The sequence below is a fragment of the Verrucomicrobiia bacterium genome, from assembly GCA_019634625.1.
Taxonomy (GTDB): Bacteria; Verrucomicrobiota; Verrucomicrobiia; order Limisphaerales; family CAIMTB01; genus CAIMTB01.
Genome location: JAHCBA010000032.1, coordinates 54,285 through 71,099, shown reverse-complemented (window position 1 = coordinate 71,099; position 16,815 = coordinate 54,285). Strand labels below are relative to the sequence as shown.

Below are 16,815 nucleotides of genomic sequence, written 5' to 3'. Positions count from 1 at the left end.
GCCGAGGCGCCTGGCCAGGCTGGCGGTGCTGTGAGTGCCGCGGCGCAGGACGACGGTCCTGCCTTGTTTCCGCGGGTGGTGGCGGTGATGGGGCATGTCGATGCGCTGCATTAGCCAGTGGGAGTGCTCCCGGCGTACTCGCCGAGATCGGTTTTCGTTCCTTATACGGTGATTTTTCCACTCGATTTTCCTATGATAGACCCATGCCTAGCCGCTCCAGGGTCGTTGTAGACGGCAGCCTTCCGCCGTCAATGGATTTGCCACAATTTGCCGACAAATCCGTTAAAGGTCGTACAAGCTCGACAATACCCGCAGAGTCTATACGATCTCCTCGTCGGTGCGGAACCCCTTGCAAACAAAGGCGAAAACGCTGGCCTGGAGGGGGTTCCGAAGGCGACGGAGAGGTGGCCGAGTGGCTGAAGGCGGCGGTTTGCTAAACCGCTGTACGGTCAAAAGCCGTACCGGGGGTTCGAATCCCCCCCTCTCCGCCAGATCCGCAGCACGACTGAGCGCACCCACGGTCCTTTCGGCCTGGGCCTGCGTTGACTCGACCGTTACAGCCCGCTGCGGGGATGCGCCGGCCTCGCCGTCCCGCGGCTGCGGGACCAATACCCCTCGTCGCGGAGCCCCTTCCAGTTTTCAGACAGGCCGGTGCCTTGGGGAGGAGGGGATTCGGCAGGAGTTGCTGGGGCAAAGCATTACGGGGCAGAGCGGGCGGAGACGATGATGACGCTAGGCAGGATTGCGGAGCGCCTAGGGATGGGCACGCGGGGACACCCGAGCCCCCTGCTGCATCGGCGGCGGAAGGCCCGCCGAGGGTTTCCATTATCAAGTACTGACCTCGCTTACAGAAGGTTGGAGACTGGAGCCAGTGGTCGGGATTGAACCGACGACCTACGGTTTACGAAACCGTTGCTCTACCACTGAGCTACACTGGCGTGGCTGAAGCGCACGCGGGGGCGCGGGAGGATTAAGACGGACCGGGGCGGGGGGGTCAAGATTGTGGAAGGGGTTTGCGCAAGGGGGCGTGCATCCCGGAGTTGTGGGGCGAGCGGCGATCTTCGTGAAGCGTGGCCTTGGAGGGCCTGGTACTACCAAGCTGAAGCGGTGGGGGTGCTTTGGGTTGAGGACTCGCGGAGCTCGTCCCTCCGAAAGGGGAAGGGACAGCAGGGTTGCGAATCCGGAGGGCCGAGTTCCACGAGGCCGCAACGGTGTGGCGCGCTGGGTTGAGGACTCGCGGAGCTCGTCCCTCCGATTCCTCGTCCCTCCGATTCCTCGTCCCTTCGATTCGCGGCCTCCCCATGGGAAGGCCGCGGTCTCCGCAGTCCGGCGTCCGGGCGCCGGGTATGGATCCGGGGGAACTCAGCTCACCTTGGGGAGAGACCAAGGCTGGCGATAGGCGTAATGGCGCAGGCGGTTGGCTTCGTCGTCGCCGATGAAGGCTTCGCCGGCGGGGTCCCATCGGAGTTTGCGACCGAGCCGGACGGCGAGGCTGCCGAGGTGGCAGACGGTCGAGGTGCGATGGCCGATTTCGGCGTCGCAGATGGGGGCCTTGCGGCTCTTGATGCACTCGAACCAGTTGTTCATGTGGTCGCGGCTGACGTAGAGGCGGACGGCGTCGTCGGGGAGCGGTTCTCCGATGAGATCCTCGTCGCTGGCTTCGAGGTTGCCGCGATTGACATGGATCCAGCCGTTTTCGCCTTCGAAGGTGGTGCCGGTTTTGCGATTGGGTCCCTGGGTGCAGTTGAGGACGACGCCACTGGCGTAGCGGTAGGTGATTTCGCTGTCCACGGGGACCTCGAAGCGTTTTTCGGGGTCGAAGGTGCCGGTGCCTTCGATTTCCACGGGGCCGGTGTCGTCGGTGCCGAGTCCCCATTGGGCGATATCGAGGTGGTGGGCGCCCCAATTGGTCATCTGGCCGCCGGAGTAGTCCCAGAAGAAGCGGAAGTTGTAGTGGACGCGATTGCGGTTGTAGGGGTGCCAGGGGGCGGGGCCGAGCCAGAGATCGTAGTCGAGTTCTTCGGGCGGTTCGCTGTCCGGCACCGGGGTTGGATCGAAGTTGACGTAGGTCAGGCCGACGCGGACGGACTTGAGTTTGCCGATGCGACCGTTGCGGACCAGTTCGCAGCCGAGGCGGAACTTGTCGTCGGAACGCTGCTGGCTGCCGGTCTGCAGGATGCGCCGGGTGGTTTTGGCGACTTCGGCGATGACGCGTCCCTCGTGGATGGTGAGGGTGAGGGGTTTTTCGCAGTACACGTCCTTGTCGGCCTGGCAGGCATGGACGCATTGGAGGGCGTGCCAGTGGTCGGGGGTTCCGATGATGACGGCATCGACATCCCGGTTCTCGAGGAGTCTGCGGTAGTCGGTATGGGATGAGGGTTTGCGGCCGGTCTGCCTTTCGATTTCGGCGACGGCGCGGGCGGCGTGCCGGGTGTCCACATCGCAGACGGCGACCACATTGGCGGCGACGCCGCGCATGAGGGCGAAGCCGCGTCCGCCGGTGCCGATGACCCCGACGCGAATGCCGGCCCGGGCGCCGGAGCCGAGTTCAGCGGCCCGACCGGCGACATGGGGGAAGGCGACGGCGGTGGCGGCGAGGGTCCCGGTGCGTTGGAGGAATTTCCGGCGGGTCAGTCTTGGCGATGGCATGGACATGGTGCGTGGCGATTCGGGATGAGGGTGATTTCAGGTGACGTTGTACCTCCCGGGCCGCCGACGGGGCAAGCCAATCGGGAGGTCCCGGATCGCCGCGCAAGACACCGCAAAGGCAGCAGCGGGGATTCGACGCGTGGGGGCGGCTTGAATAGGATCGCGGGGTGTCGCCGAGCGAATCGTATCTGGAGAGTTGTCGCGGTCTGGTCAGTGCCGTGGGGGGGCAGTTGGGGGAGATCCGGCGGGCGGCGGACTTGTTTGCCGGGACCATTTTGGCGGGGCGGATGGTGCATTTGTTCGGGTCGGGGCACAGCCGGATCCTGGTGGAGGAGATGTGGCCCCGGTACGGTTCGTTTCCCGGGTTCAATCCCATCGTCGAGTTGTCGTTGAGTTTTCACAACCTGGTGGTGGGGGCGAACGGGCAGCGTCAGGCGATGTTTCTGGAGAACGTTTCGGGCCTGGCGGAGCGAATCCTCCGGAATTTCGATTTGCGGACGGAGGACAGTGCACTGGTGATTTCGTCGAGCGGCTGCAACGTGGTGCCGATCGAGATGGCGGAAGGGTTTCGGCGGCGTGGCATCCGGGTGGTGGCGATCGTGTCGCGCCGGCATGCGGAGGCGAGCGCGAGCCGGTGTGCGGATGGGCGGAAGCTGACGGATGTGGCGGATCTGGTGCTGGACACGGGGGCGCCGGTGGGGGATGCGATGGTGCGGGTGGAAGGATTGGACACGCCGGTGGCGCCGGGCTCGACGGTGGGGGGGTGTCTGCTGGTCAACTGCATCAAGGCGGAACTGGCGCAGCGCCTGACGGCGGCGGGGCAGCCGCCGCGGGTGCTCAGTGCGGGTGTGGTGGTGGGGCAGGGTCGGGCGGAGGCGCTTTTCGAGGGGGCGTACGACGAGCATGCGCGGCGGCTGGCGCGTTTGTACGAGAATTTGGGTGAGGTTTAGGGGGGCGGGTTGGGGATTGTAGTGCCGGGCGGGGCCGGCGCATCTTCGCAGGGTCATGTCGTCGGGGATGCAACTCAGTCAGGGGCTCGCGCTGCAGCAGGTGCTGTCGCCCCAGATGCAGCAGTCGCTGGCGTTGCTGCAGGCACCGATCCTCGAGTTGCGATCGCTGGTGGAGCAGGAGATGGCGCAGAATCCGGTGTTGGAAGAGGTGCCGCCGGGGGAAGGGCCGCGGGCCGAGGGGATGGAGAACGGGGAGGCGGGGCCTGGAAGCGTCGCGGCCGCGCTGGATCCGGCGGAGCCGCCGAAGGATCTGCTGTATGATCCGGCGACCGAGCGGCCGAACGGGGCGGCGGTGGACGATTTTCAGGCCCGGCTGGAGCAGTTGGCGCAACTGGACCAGGAATGGCGGGATCATTTTTCGCAGGCGAATCCGCCGCTGCGACAGCCGGAAGTCGAGGATGAGCGGCGCCAGTTTTTGTTCGACAGCCTGACCCAGGGGACGTCGCTGCAGGAAGAGCTGGCGTGGCAGTTGCAGACCTCGGAGGTGCCCGGGGAGCTGCGGGCGCTGGCGGAGTTGATCATAGGGAATCTCAATGACGAGGGGTATCTGGCGACGCCGTTGAGTGTGATGGCCCAGACGGCTGGAGTGGAGCTGGAGGCGTTGGAGGCGGCGTTGAAGGTGGTGCAGGGGCTCGAGCCGGCGGGGATTGCGGCGCGGGATCTGCGGGAATGCCTGCTGCTGCAATTGGAGCGGCAGGGGCGGGAGGAGTCCCTCGAGTACGTGGTGGTGCGGGACCATCTGGAGGCGCTGGCCCGGCGGCGGTACCAGGACATCGGGGATCAGTTGGGGGTGTATCCGGACGAGATCCAGGATGCGGCGGAGAACATCGGCAAGCTGAAGCCGCGGCCCGGCCGGGAACTGGCACCGGCGGAGCCGGAGTACGTCCTGCCGGAGGTGGTGGTGACGCGGGGGGAGAACGGGTGGCAGGTGACGCTCAACGACGAGCCGTTGCCGCGCGTGCGGATCAGCCATGCCTACAAGGACATGCTGATCCAGGCCGGGAGCAGTCCGGAGGTGCGCGAGTATCTGCGGGAGAAGATCCGGGCCGGGAAGTTCCTGATGCGCTGCCTGGACCAGCGGGAGCAGACCATCAAGCGGATTGCGGAAGAGGTGGTGAGGCGCCAGGAGGCGTTTTTCGAGCGGGGCCGGGCGCAGTTGAAGCCGATGACGATGGCGCAGGTGGCCGAAGTGGTGGGGGTGCACGAGACGACGGTGAGCCGGGCGGTGGCGGGGAAGTACATGAGCACGCCGCAGGGGGTGATCGAGATGCGGGCGCTGTTCACGAGCGGGGTGGCGACATCGGACGGGGGGTCGGTGGCGAGCACCGGGGTGAAGGAACTGATTGGGGAGATGATCCGGGGGGAGGATCCGGCGCATCCGTTGACCGACGACCAGATCGAGGCGCGCCTGAGGGACCAGGGGATCCGGATCGCCCGCAGGACGGTGGCGAAGTACCGCAACGAAATGAAGATCCTGCCGGTGGCGATGCGGCGAAGCGGGTAGGGTGGGTCAAGGTCGGAGTGGCCGGGCGGACTGGTTTTTTGAGGGCACAACCGTTTCCGGCATTGCCATCGGAATCGGGCGGGGCTTTAGATTCGAGGCATCAACCTGAGTCCAAGGCATGTTTTACAAGCTTTCACGTCTCTTCGGCCGCCGGGCAGCACGTCCGGGCGGGTTCACCCTGATTGAGTTGCTGGTGGTGATCGCCATCATCGCCATTCTGGCCAGCATGCTGCTGCCGGCGCTGGCGAAGGCGAAGGCCAAGGCGCAGGGCATTCTTTGCCTGAGCAACGGCAAGCAGATTGCTTTGGCGTGGACGCTGTATGCGGGGGACAACGAGGAGCGATTGGCGGGCAATCTGGATGGGGGCGACGCGCAGAACTTCAGCCGGTCCAACCTGACGTGGGCGGTGGGCTGGCTGGACAACTCGACGTACCGCAATGACAACACCAACACCATCATCCTGATGAACTCGCAGTTGGGCAAATACACGGGGGCCCCCGGCGTGTACAAGTGCCCGGCCGACATGAGCCGGAGCCGCGGCAAGGCGGGTCCGCCGCGCGTGCGCTCGATTTCGATGAACGCCTATGTCGGAACGCGGTTCAACGGGTCGGCGGGTTCGGAGAATCGTCCCTACACTGGAGGATACCGGCAATTCATCCGGTCCACGGACATCGCGTCGCCTTCGAAGACGTGGGTCACCATCGACGAACGGGAGGACTCGATCAACGACGGGTGGTTCGCCGTGGATATGAACTCGTACGACCCGCATCGTCCGGGCGGGCACATCATCGTGGATTATCCGGCCACCTACCACAATCGGGCGGGCGGCCTGTCGTTTGCCGACGGTCACGCGGAGATCCGCAAGTGGGTGGATCCGCGCACGGCGCCGATTCTGCGCCAAGGCGTGCTGTTGCCCCTGGGTCAGCCGTCGCCGAACAACCGCGACGTGGACTGGTTGCAGGAGCGGTCAACGCACAAGGTTGTGAACCCGACCCGCTTCTGACGGGTTGGCAGGCGTTTCGAACGGGGGCCCATGAAGTGGCTGTGGGCGACGAATGGGCCCCCGAGGGCAGCCCGGTTGGCCGGGGTGTGGAAGGCGGGGTTGGTGCTGGCCGGGGTGGCGTTGGTGGCGGTGGCGCTGGCGCTGGGGAAGGGCACGGGACGCGGGTTCGGATGGGGAGCGGGCGGATTGGACCGCAAGGTTCCGTTGCCGGTTGCGTTGGACTGGGCCGCCATGGATCCGCTGGTGGGAGGGCATCTGGAGGACCTTTGGCGGGGGGCGGTGGAAGTCCGGGGGGATGCGGTCAGGAGGTCTGAGCTGGGACTGGCGTTGGCAGTCAACGGGCTTTGGGCCGAGGCCCGGCAGTGTTTTGTCGAGGCCATCCGGTTGGGGGAGAAAGGCCCGCTTCCCGGGCTTTACGGGGCGGTGGCGTTGAGCGAGGCGGGCGATCTCGAAGGAGCGGTTGTCGAACTGGAGCAGGTATTGACCCGGCACCCGGAGCACGCGCCTTCGTGGCATCGGCTGGGGCGGTTGCGGATGGGATTGGGGGATGAAGCGGGCGCCGAAGAGGCCTTCGCGAAGGTCACCGCGCTGGCGCCGGAGGCCTGGCATGGGTGGGCCGGTTTGGGCGATGCGAGACTGCGGGCGGGCCGGGTGGAGGAGGCGATCGAGGTTCTGGAACGGGCGATCGCGCTGGATCCCTACGCGCGGAGCGCGCGGCACCGGTTGGGACAGGCCTACCAGCGTGCGGGTCGGGCCGAGGCGGCGGGTTTGGAATTGACAGCAGGAATGGCGGCGACGCTGACGCCGATGCCCGATGAGTGGTCCCTGGCGGCGCTGGGGCACATGAAGGCGTTGCCGGACCAGTTCGAGGCGGCGGACACTCTGATGGCACAGGGGCGGACGGGCGAGGCGGTGCGGCAACTGCGAGGGGTGTATCAGGTGCATCCGGACAACGCAGCGGTGGCGGCGCGGCTGGGTTTGGCGCTGGTGGCGGACGGACAGGCTGAGGCGGCGTGGAATCTCCTGATGGCGGCGCTGGCGGGGCGTCCGGGGGAGGTTGGGTTGCTGATGGCCGCCTCGCGGGTGGCGGTGGAACGGGGCATGACGGATCGGGGTTTGGCGCTGGCGCAGGAGGCGGTGCTACGGGCACCACGCCTCGCGGAGGCCCATGTGGCGGTGGCGAATGCGTGGATTGGCCGGGAAGACGATGCGGAGGCGGTGGCGGCCCTGGAGCGGGCGATCGAACTGGCTCCGGGGAGCGTGGAACTGAGGCTGCAGTTGGGTGACGTGCTGCGGTTCAATCTCGGGCGGGTCGAGGAGGCGCAGGGTCAGTACCGGCGGGCGTGGGAACGGGATCCCATTCATCCGGTGGCGCTGGAGCGTCTGGCTTCGGTCGAGATCGAGAGGGGCAACTGGGAGGGGGCGATGGGCCGGGTCCGGGCATTGGAGCGTCTGGGGATTGACCGGGAAGCGGTGGCGGCCTTGAAGGCGGAACTGGCGGCAGCGCGGGGTGACCCAAAATGAGCTGTGGCGGACGATTCCTTGGGCGTTGTGCGGTCGCGTTGCTGCTCCTGACCGGGGCGGGATGCGATCGGGGTGGCCCGGCGGGATCGGGCCCTGGAACGGAGCGGGTTGGTGGGGATGGTTTGGAACGGGGGGAGGCCTGGTTCGAGGAAGTGGGGGCGGCGGTCGGGGTGGATTTTGTCCATCGGTCGGGACATGCCGGGAGGCACCTGATGCCGGAGATCAACGCGGGCGGGGTGGCGTTGCTGGATTTCGACAATGACGGATGGATGGATGTGCTGTGCATCGACGGCGGGTCGGCGGATCCCGAGCGGCCGGTTCCAGCCCGGCACCGGCTGTATCGGAACCTTGGGGGCTGGCGGTTCGAGGATGTGACCTTGCGGGCGGGACTGGATCGGGTGGGGGGATACGGGATGGGAGTGGCCTGTGGCGATTACGACGGCGACGGGTGGACGGACATCTATTTTCTGAATCTTCGGGGGAATGCGCTGTACCGGAACCGGGGGGACGGGACGTTCGAGGACGTGACGGACCGGGCGGGTGTGGCGGGGGACGAATGGAGCAGCAGCGCCGCCTTTTTCGACTTCGACCGGGACGGTCACCTGGACCTGATGGTGGTGAACTACCTGCACTGGTCGATCGCGGTGGAGGTCGAGTGCTATTCGCGGGGCGGGGTGCCGGACTACTGTTCCCCCCTGAGTTACCGGGCACCGGCGCGGGACCGGCTCTACCGGAACCGGGGGGACGGGACCTTCGAGGACGTGACCGAGGCGATGGGATTGGGGGAGGCGTTTGGGACGGGGCTGGGGGTGGCGACCGGGGATTTCGACGGGGACGGCTGGGTGGACATCCTGGTGGCCAACGATGCGATGGCCAATCAGCTCTGGCTCAATCGCGGGGGGCGCAGGTTCGAGGAGGCGGCATCGGAACGGGGATGCGCCTTGAGCGCGCTGGGCATTCCGCGGGCGGGGATGGGGGTGGTGGCGGTGGACGTGGGGCAGCGCGGCTGGCTGGATCTGTTCATCACCCATCTGGTGGGCGAAGGGAACGGGCTGTTTCACAACGCCGGGGGATACTTTGAGGATCGGATTACGGCCCGCGGGCCGATGGCCGGAAGCTGGCCGTTCACGGGGTTTGGCGTGGGGTTCCGCGACTTCGACCACGATGGACATCCCGACCTGTTCGTGGCCAACGGCCGGGTTCGGCTGGGGACGCGCGACCTGGTGCCATCCGATCCGTATGCGGAGCCGGACACGCTGCGGCGAGGGTTGGGGGGGGGTGAATTCGCCGAGGTGCGTCCGGCCGGGGGGACCTGGCCGGTATTGATGGGGGCGGGGCGGGGTGCGGCCTTTGGCGACTTGAACAACGACGGCGCCGAGGATGTGGTGGTGGTGAACAAGGATGGTCCGGTTCATGTGCTGCGAAACCGGATGGGCGGCCGCGGGAACTGGATCGGGTTGGATGTACGGGACAGCCGGGGGCAGGTGGCGCGCAACGCGATGGTCCGGCTGGAGGCCGGGGGCCGGGTGCAGTGGCGTCAGGTGCAGCCCAACGAGGGGTACGCATCGAGCAACGATCCGCGGCTGGTTTTTGGGCTGGGGGCGGCCGCCGGGGTGGACGAGGTGGCGGTTCGGTACCTGGACGGCGCGGGCAGGGAAACGCGGTTCGGGCCTTTGGCGGCGGGGCGGTACCATACGTTGACCGGTCCTGCCGTCGGGCGGCAGGATTGACGCGGGGACGGTGGGGTCCCGGCAGGGAATGCCGCGGATTGGGGGGAATTGACGCTTGACGGTGGTTTCCGCCCCTTCCTAGCCTGCCACCCATCTTGGACAACTGGCTGGTCCACCAGCGAGCGAAGTCGGTTATCCGCCGACTTTTTTGTTCTCCGGTGGGCACGGCCAACGAGCTATGAACGCGGAATTGCTGGCAGTTCTGGAGTACTGGGAGCGCGAGAAGGGTATCAGTCGCGACGTGCTGGTCCGTGCCGTCGAGGAGGCCCTCGTCGCGGCGGCCCGGCGTGCCGTGGGGCCGGCCCGTGACCTGCGGTGCAGCATCGATCCGAAGACCGGGGCGATCAAGGCGTTCGCCCGGTTGATCGTGAGTGACAAGGTGATCTCGAAGCACGACCAGCTTTCCATTGCGGAGGCGCGCCGGACGAAGCCGGACGCGCAGGTGGGGGATGAGGTCGAGGTGGAGGTGACGCCTGCCGATTTCGGTCGGATCGCCGCCCAGAACGCACGGCAGGCCGTGATGCAGCAACTTCGGCGGGCGGAGAAGCAGTTGATCCTGGAGGAGTTCAAGGACCGGGTGGGCGACATCGTCAGCGGGGTGGTGCGGCGGTTCGAGCGTTCGGATGTGGTGGTGGACCTGGGCCGGTACGAGGCGCTGCTGCCGAACCGGGAGCGGGTGCCGACCGAGGAGTACCAGACCGGAGAGCGGGTGCGCGCCTACGTGAAGGCGGTGGAGACCACGGTGCATGGGCCCGAGATCATCCTGAGCCGGTCGGATCCCATGTTTGTCATCAAGCTGTTCCAGCTCGAGGTGGCGGAGATTTCGGATGGGACGATCGAGGTGAAGGCGATCGCCCGCGAGCCCGGTTACCGGACCAAGCTGGCCGTCTATTCGCGCGACTCGAAGGTGGATCCGGTGGGGGCCTGTGTCGGACTGCGGGGTCAGCGGGTGAAGAACATCGTCCGGGAGCTGAACAACGAGAAGGTGGACATCATCCCGTGGTCCTCGGACATTCGGAGCTACATCAGCGCGGCGCTGTCGCCGGCGAAGTTGAAGAGCTTCGAGGTGGATGAGGCGAATCGCCGGGTGAAGGTCCTGGTGGCGACCGACCAGTTGTCCCTGGCCATCGGCCGGCGGGGGCAGAATGCGCGCCTGACTTCGAAGCTGACAGGATGGTACGTGGACATCGAGGAGGAGAAGGTGGCCCCCGAGATGGGCTTCGAGGAGAAGGTGGCCGAGGCGATCAAGGGGTTGTCGGACATCCCCGGGATCAGCGAGGCTCACGCCAGCGCCCTGGTTCACATGGGTTTCCATTCTTTCGACGATCTGTCCCAGGCCGAGGTGGACGATCTTCAATCCAACCCCGAGATCGGGGATCAGGCCGTTGCCGTGCTGGCCGCGGTTCAAGCGGAGGCGATCCGTCGCCAGGAGCCCTCCTCGGCAACACGCTCCACCACGCCGTGACGCCGCGGTGGTTGCCCTGGCCGCCGGGATCGTCCCGGGGGCCGCACGAAGTGAATTCTCTATGCCCGTTCGCATTTACGACATCGCCCGGAAGCTCGGCCTCGAAAGCAAGGTAGTCATCGCCAAGGCCAAGGAACTGGGCATTACGAACGCCAAGGTCGCCTCCAGCACGCTCGACAAGATCACTGCGGAATACCTGTTGGACCGATTGGGCCCGCCTCCGGGCGAGAGTCCGCCGGAAACCCCGGTCGAATCGCCCGCCACCGCTCCTCCCGAACCCGCGCCCGTCCCTGAGCCCGTCGTGCCGCCCACCGTCGCTGCCATTCCCGAAGCTGCCCCGCCCGCGGGGGAGACGATACCTTCGTCCACGGTGGAAACACCGGCGGCCGACACCAGACCGGATGGTCATGAGGCTCAGTTGGAAGCCGCGGCCACCCGGGAAGGCGCTGACATCACTGCCGAGCGGTCCGTCGGGGAGGTTCCGGCCGTGGAGGCTCCGGTGCCCGACCAGTCGGCGCCGGTTGCCGCCGCGGAAGGGCCTGCGAGGGTGGAAGCGACGGCGGACGCCGGAACGGACGAGGCCGCTGTGGAGCAGGAACCGGCGGTGCCCGCGGTCGCGACGGAAGCCGCAGCACCTGCCGCTACGACGGAGGCGGGCGTGCCCGTCGTCGAGCCGGAACCGGTGGCGGCGGTCACCGGAACCCCCGCTTCCACGCCAGAACCCGTTGCTTCGGAGGCGCCGCCCGCCCCGCCCCCGCCGCCTGCGCGTCCCGCACCCCGGGTGCCGGGACTCGGTGAACTGGTCGGTCGCATCGAACTCCCGCAGAGGGCGCGTCCGGCGGTTCGGCCCGCACCTCCGCCGCCTCCGCCGCGACGGCCGGAGCCGCCTCGGGGGGGCGGTGGTCGGCCCGGGGCGCCGGGCGGGTTTTCAAGGCCGGGCGGGCCGCCGACCGGCGTTGGCGCGGGGCGTCCGGGAGCGGCGTCATCGGCAGCACGTGGGCCGGCCGCGGGGCCGGGTGGGGCCAACAAGGGGCCGGCGCTCCCGGATTTTGTGGCCCCGGCTGGCGGGAAGCTGATCACGCTCAAGCCGCCCATCATCGTGCGCGACCTGGCCGACCGGATGGGGATCAAGGCGTACCGGCTCCTGCACGACCTGATGGAACTGGGGGTGTTCGCCAACCTGAACCAGGCCATCGACGAGAAGGTCGCCCAGTTCATCGCGGCCCGTCACGGATTCCGCTTCGAGGTCGAGCGCCGGGAGAAGGGGGCGGGGCAGGTCCATACCCCGGTGAAGAAGATCGCTCCGGACGTCGAGGAGAAGCCGGAGGATCTCAAGTCGCGCCCGCCCGTGATCACGATCATGGGGCATGTCGATCACGGAAAGACGACGCTCCTGGACGTGATCCGGAAGTCGAACGTGGCGGCACGGGAGACGGGTGGGATCACCCAGCACATCGGTGCCTACACCATCCAGGTGCCGCACCCGGAGCGGCCTTCGGAGCTGCAGCAACTGACGTTTCTGGACACGCCGGGCCATGCCGCCTTCAGCGCGATGAGAGCGCGGGGGGCGAACGTGACCGACATTGTGATCCTGGTGGTGGCGGCCAGCGAGGGGATCATGCCCCAGACCGTCGAGGCCTTGAACCACGCCAAGGCGGCGAAGGTGCCGATCATGGTGGCGGTCAACAAGTGCGACCTCCCGGCAGCCAACCCGTTGCGGGTGCGGCAGCAGTTGCAGGAGCACGGACTGGTCCCCGAGGAGTGGGGTGGCGAGACGATCTACGTCGATGTCTCCGCCTCCACCAAGGCCGGCGTGGACCAGCTTCTCTCGATGCTGGTGCTCCAGTCCGAGGTCATGGAGCTGAAGGCCAACCCGAAACGGCGGGCCAAGGGCAACGTGATCGAGTCCGGCCTCGAACCCGGCGGCCCGACGGCGACGGTGCTGGTCCGCAAGGGAACCCTCAAACTGGGCGATGCCATCCTGTGCGGCCATTACTACGGCCGGACCCGCGCCCTCATCAGCGAGGAGGGACAGCGGCTGAAGGAGGCCGGGCCGTCCGTGGCGGTGAAGGTGCTCGGCCTGAACGGCGTGCCCGAGGCGGGCATCGAGTTCACCGTGGTCGAAAACGAGCGCGTCGCCCGGCAGCTCGCCGAGGAGGCGGAACTGGAGGCCAAGGCGCTCGGACGCGAACGCGGGCCGAGGGTCACCCTCGAGAACCTGATGAAGGCGATCGAGCAGCAGACCGCGAAGATGCTGCGGATCGTCATCAAGGGGGACACCCAGGGCTCGGTCGAGGCCATCGTCGAGGCCCTGAAGAAGAACCAGAGCCCGAAGGTCGGTCTCGAAATCGTCCACAGCGCCGTCGGCACCATCAGCGAGAGCGACGTCATCCTCGCCGCCTCCTCCAAGGGCATCGTGGTCGGATTCCACACCCGCCTCGACAACGGGGTGCCCGCCGCCGCCAAACGCGAGGGCGTTCAGATCAAGCAGTACGCGATCATCTACGAGTTGATCGACGAAGTCCGCATGGCCATGGCCGGCCTGCTCGATCCGGAACTCAAGGAAGTCACCCTCGGCACCGCCGAGGTGCGGCAGATCTTCGAGCTGTCCAAGGGCGGCAGTGTGGCCGGCTGCATGGTGGTCAACGGCCGCATCGTCAAGGGCAAGGCCCGTGTCGTGCGGCGCAAGGAGGTCATCCACGACGGCGTCCTGCAGACGCTGCGGCGTTACCAGGACGAAGTCTCCGAAGTGCGGTCCGGCATGGAGTGCGGCATCCGGGTCTCCAGCTTCGAGGAGTTTCAGGTGGGCGACCTGATCGAGAGCTACACCGTGGAAAAGGTGCCGCAGCAACTGTAGGGACCCGACGGGTCCCGGCCAGCCGGTCATCCCCATCGATCATGCAACGGGTGCGGTACGAACGCGTTCGTGAACTCCTCAAGCGCGAGCTGGGGGAGATCATCCGCCAGGAAATCCCCATCGAGAAGGGCGGCGTCATCACCGTGACCGACGTCGGCCTCGCCCACGATCTCCAGTCGGCCAAGGTGTTCGTGAGCCTCATCGGCACGGAAGAACAACGGAAGCAGGCGCTGTCCCTGCTTCGAGACCATACCATCCCGATCCAGAACCGGCTCGGACGGGCGGTCGTCCTGCGCTACACGCCGCACCTGCGGTTTGTCGTGCATGATTCGATCGCCCGCGGCGACCGGGTCCTCGAAATCCTCGGCGAGATCGAGCGCGATTCGGGCGAATCATGAGCGAATCAGCGGATCCTTTGGAGGACATCATCAAGATTCTGCGCGGCGCGGAGTCGGTGTGTGTGGCGGGCCACGTTCGGCCCGACGGCGATTGCGTCGGGTCGCAGCTCGGCATCGGACTGGCCCTGCGGGCCGCCGGCAAGCGCGTCCACGTCTGGAACGAGGACCCCGTCCCGAGGAAGCTCGCCTTCCTGGACCCGGACGGCTTCCTGACCCTGCCGGAAGAGGGGCATTCCTTCGACTGCGTCGTGGCGGCCGACTGCGCCAGCTTCGAGCGGTTGGGCAGGGTGGCCGACTGCATTGGGAATCGCCGGACACTGATCAACATCGATCATCATCCGAGCAACACCCGTTACGGCGATGTGAACTGGATCGTGCCGGACGTGCCCTCGACGGGGGAACTGGTGCTGGATCTGCTCAAGGCCGGGTCGTGGCCGGTGACCCCGGCAATCGCCGACTGCCTGTTCACGGCGATCTCGACCGACACCGGATCGTTCCGCTACGCCAGCACCCGGCCGGAGACCTTCCGGGCGGCGGCCGAACTGGTCAGTGCCGGAGCCGACCTGGGCCGCATCGGGCACCGGGTGTACGACTCGCACCCGATGTCCCGCTTCCGCCTGCTGCGGCACGTGTATCGCCAGAGCCGGCTGACCCACAACGACCGCATCGCCTATTTCTGGCTGCGCAAGGGCGACTACGGGCGGGTCGGGGCGGAGCGCGAGGAGAGCGAGGGCCTGATCGACCACATCCGGGCCATCGAACCGGTCATTGTCGCCTGCGTCTTCGAGGAGCAGGAGGACGGCGTGGTCCGGGTGAGCCTCCGCTCGAAAAGCGACGGCGTGGATGTGAACGCCGTGGCGCAGCAGTTCGGCGGGGGCGGGCACAAGGCGGCGGCGGGGGCGCGTCTGACGGGCACCCGCCTGGCCGTGCAGCGGAAGATGCTGCGCGCCCTCCGGCAGGCCATTGACCGGGCTGCCCGACGATCCCCATGACCCCGATTTCCTCTTCGGACGGACTCGACGGCGCGCTGCTGGTGGACAAGCCGGCGGGCATGACTTCGCACGACGTGGTGGACCGGCTGCGGCGGCATCTCGGCGTCAAGAAGGTGGGACACTGCGGCACGCTCGACCCGATGGCGACCGGACTGCTGGTGATCGTGCTGGGCCGTGCCACCAAGCTCTCCGACTCCCTGATGGCCTCCGACAAGGTCTATTCGGGACGGATCAAGTTTGGCGAGGCCACCAACAGCTACGATGCGGACGGCGAACTCACCATGTCGCTGCCGGTACCGCCATTGACGGTGGACATCCTGAACGAGGCGGCGGGCGGATTCGTGGGGGACATCCTGCAAACCCCGCCGATGGTTTCGGCGGTGAAGGTGAAGGGGGTGCCGCTCTACAAGATGGCGCGGCGCGGCATCGAGGTGCAGCGGGAGGCCCGGCTGATCCATGTGTACAGCTTCCGTTTCACGGCCTACGAGGAACCCGTGGGGGCCTTCCGCCTCGCCTGCACCAAGGGGACCTACGTCCGGTCCATCGCCCACGAATTGGGCGAGCGCGTCGGGTGCGGCGCGCATCTATGCGGTCTGCGCCGGCTCGACTCCGGGCGTTTCGGGGTGGATGAGGCGATGACGCTCGACGGCCTGCTGGCGCTGGCTCCGGCCGAACTCAAGGCCCGGGTGATCCCCTTCGTAAAGCTGGTGCGCGCATGAACGTGTTGCGGGAAGCCGGGCCGATCGGGCATCCGGCCAGGCCGGTGAGCCTGGCGATCGGGGTGTTCGACGGCGTTCATCGTGGCCATGCCGAGGTGGTGCGCCGGACCCTGGCCCGCGCGGAATCGGGAGGGGGAACCGCGGTGGCGGTGACCTTCGACCGGCATCCGCAGTCGGTCCTGGCCCCGGACAAGGCGCCCCCGATGCTGGTCCCCTTGTGGCGCCGCCTCGAGGCGATCGAAGCCCTCGGCCTGGCGACGGCGCTGGTGTACGGCTTCGACCTCGAGTTCAGCCGCCAGCCGGCGGAGCGTTTCATCGAGCGTCTGCGAACCGGGTTCGGAAAACTCCTCGGCATCACCGTGGGAACCGGGTTCGTGTTCGGTCACCGGCGGAGCGGCAACCTGGAATTGATCGAGCGTCTCGGGCGGGAACTCGGTTTCGCCGTGGAAGGCGTGCCGCCCATCGAGGAGGGGGGAGAGCCGATCAGCAGCACGCGGGTGCGCGAACGGGTGGCGGCGGGCGACTTTGCCGGTGCGGGAGTTCTCCTGGGACGCCCCTATTCGCTGGCGGGCGAGGTCGTGCCCGGGGATCGGTTGGGCACCCAGCTCGGTTTTCCCACCGCCAACCTGGACGTGACCGGTCTGGCCCTGCCCCCCGCCGGGGTTTATGCGGCGACCGCATGGGTGGACGGGTCCCGGCGTCCTGCGGCGGTCAACATTGGCTGGCGTCCGACCGTCGGGCGCACCGCCGGCACGATCCGGGTCGAGGCCCACCTTCCCGGGTTTGCGGGAGATCTGTACGGACGTCGGCTGGAACTCGAATTGGTCCGGCGACTGCGGGGCGAAGTGCGGTTCGAGTCCCGCCAGGCGCTGGTCGAGCAGATCGGGCGGGACGTTGCCGAAGTCCGCGAGTGGGCCGGGAATAATGGATTGCCTTCGGCCACCGCGGGGTCCCTATAGTCGCA

The 16,815-nt window shown here is 67.4% G+C and carries 12 protein-coding genes and 2 tRNA genes; 12 read left to right on the top strand and 2 right to left on the bottom strand.

Annotated elements, in window-relative coordinates; all coding sequences use genetic code 11:
- Positions 1–398 precede the first annotated feature (398 nt).
- Positions 399–491, top strand: a tRNA-Ser gene (locus KF833_17465).
- A 372-nt stretch (positions 492–863) separates the two neighbouring features.
- On the opposite strand, the gene KF833_17460 is transcribed toward KF833_17465, so the two are convergent.
- Positions 864–938 (bottom strand) — tRNA-Thr (locus KF833_17460).
- A 424-nt stretch (positions 939–1,362) separates the two neighbouring features.
- Positions 1,363–2,649: a Gfo/Idh/MocA family oxidoreductase gene (locus tag KF833_17455; protein MBX3747098.1), complete on the bottom strand. Its 1,287-nt coding sequence runs from the start codon at positions 2,647–2,649 to the stop codon at positions 1,363–1,365.
- Between the two features lie 167 nt (positions 2,650–2,816).
- On the opposite strand from KF833_17455, the gene KF833_17450 reads away from it, so the two are divergent.
- The 11 genes from KF833_17450 to ribF all read left to right on the top strand — a co-directional run bounded on the left by KF833_17450 (position 2,817) and on the right by ribF (position 16,810).
- Positions 2,817–3,599 (top strand): SIS domain-containing protein, encoded by a 783-nt coding sequence (locus tag KF833_17450; protein MBX3747097.1) that lies wholly within the window; start codon positions 2,817–2,819, stop codon positions 3,597–3,599.
- 55 nt (positions 3,600–3,654) lie between these two features.
- Positions 3,655–5,163 (top strand): RNA polymerase factor sigma-54, encoded by a 1,509-nt coding sequence (gene rpoN, locus KF833_17445; GenBank protein MBX3747096.1) that lies wholly within the window; start codon positions 3,655–3,657, stop codon positions 5,161–5,163.
- A gap of 118 nt (positions 5,164–5,281) precedes the next feature.
- Positions 5,282–6,166, top strand: coding sequence for a type II secretion system protein (locus KF833_17440; protein MBX3747095.1), 885 nt, complete (start codon positions 5,282–5,284; stop codon positions 6,164–6,166).
- 30 nt (positions 6,167–6,196) lie between these two features.
- Complete coding sequence (locus KF833_17435) at positions 6,197–7,690, top strand: tetratricopeptide repeat protein (GenBank protein MBX3747094.1); 1,494 nt, start codon at positions 6,197–6,199, stop codon at positions 7,688–7,690.
- Positions 7,687–9,420, top strand: a complete 1,734-nt coding sequence (locus KF833_17430) for a CRTAC1 family protein (GenBank protein MBX3747093.1) — start codon at positions 7,687–7,689, stop codon at positions 9,418–9,420. Before KF833_17435 ends, KF833_17430 begins: the two co-directional genes overlap by 4 nt.
- Positions 9,421–9,598: 178 nt before the next feature.
- Positions 9,599–10,885, top strand: a complete 1,287-nt coding sequence (gene nusA / locus KF833_17425; protein MBX3747092.1) for a transcription termination/antitermination protein NusA — start codon at positions 9,599–9,601, stop codon at positions 10,883–10,885.
- Positions 10,886–10,946: 61 nt separating this feature from the next.
- On the top strand, positions 10,947–13,742 hold the full coding sequence (gene infB, locus KF833_17420) for a translation initiation factor IF-2 (GenBank protein MBX3747091.1): 2,796 nt from the start codon (positions 10,947–10,949) through the stop codon (positions 13,740–13,742).
- A 41-nt stretch (positions 13,743–13,783) separates the two neighbouring features.
- Positions 13,784–14,140: a 30S ribosome-binding factor RbfA gene (rbfA, locus tag KF833_17415; protein ID MBX3747090.1), complete on the top strand. Its 357-nt coding sequence runs from the start codon at positions 13,784–13,786 to the stop codon at positions 14,138–14,140.
- Complete coding sequence (locus tag KF833_17410; protein MBX3747089.1) at positions 14,137–15,132, top strand: bifunctional oligoribonuclease/PAP phosphatase NrnA; 996 nt, start codon at positions 14,137–14,139, stop codon at positions 15,130–15,132. The genes rbfA and KF833_17410 overlap by 4 nt, the downstream gene beginning before the upstream one ends.
- Positions 15,129–15,851: a tRNA pseudouridine(55) synthase TruB gene (gene truB / locus KF833_17405; GenBank protein MBX3747088.1), complete on the top strand. Its 723-nt coding sequence runs from the start codon at positions 15,129–15,131 to the stop codon at positions 15,849–15,851. Before KF833_17410 ends, truB begins: the two co-directional genes overlap by 4 nt.
- On the top strand, positions 15,848–16,810 hold the full coding sequence (gene ribF, locus KF833_17400; protein ID MBX3747087.1) for a riboflavin biosynthesis protein RibF: 963 nt from the start codon (positions 15,848–15,850) through the stop codon (positions 16,808–16,810). Before truB ends, ribF begins: the two co-directional genes overlap by 4 nt.
- Positions 16,811–16,815: the final 5 nt, after the last annotated feature.

Bases quoted from the DNA above. Each gene is read 5' to 3' on its own strand.
- KF833_17455 (MBX3747098.1), bottom strand. From the start codon at position 2,649: ATGCCATCGCCAAGACTGACCCGCCGGAAATTCCTCCAACGCACCGGG.
- rpoN (MBX3747096.1), top strand. From the start codon at position 3,655: ATGTCGTCGGGGATGCAACTCAGTCAGGGGCTCGCGCTGCAGCAGGTG.
- KF833_17440 (MBX3747095.1), top strand. From the start codon at position 5,282: ATGTTTTACAAGCTTTCACGTCTCTTCGGCCGCCGGGCAGCACGTCCG.
- KF833_17435 (MBX3747094.1), top strand. From the start codon at position 6,197: ATGAAGTGGCTGTGGGCGACGAATGGGCCCCCGAGGGCAGCCCGGTTG.
- KF833_17430 (MBX3747093.1), top strand. From the start codon at position 7,687: ATGAGCTGTGGCGGACGATTCCTTGGGCGTTGTGCGGTCGCGTTGCTG.
- nusA (MBX3747092.1), top strand. From the start codon at position 9,599: ATGAACGCGGAATTGCTGGCAGTTCTGGAGTACTGGGAGCGCGAGAAG.
- infB (MBX3747091.1), top strand. From the start codon at position 10,947: ATGCCCGTTCGCATTTACGACATCGCCCGGAAGCTCGGCCTCGAAAGC.
- rbfA (MBX3747090.1), top strand. From the start codon at position 13,784: ATGCAACGGGTGCGGTACGAACGCGTTCGTGAACTCCTCAAGCGCGAG.
- KF833_17410 (MBX3747089.1), top strand. From the start codon at position 14,137: ATGAGCGAATCAGCGGATCCTTTGGAGGACATCATCAAGATTCTGCGC.
- truB (MBX3747088.1), top strand. From the start codon at position 15,129: ATGACCCCGATTTCCTCTTCGGACGGACTCGACGGCGCGCTGCTGGTG.
- ribF (MBX3747087.1), top strand. From the start codon at position 15,848: ATGAACGTGTTGCGGGAAGCCGGGCCGATCGGGCATCCGGCCAGGCCG.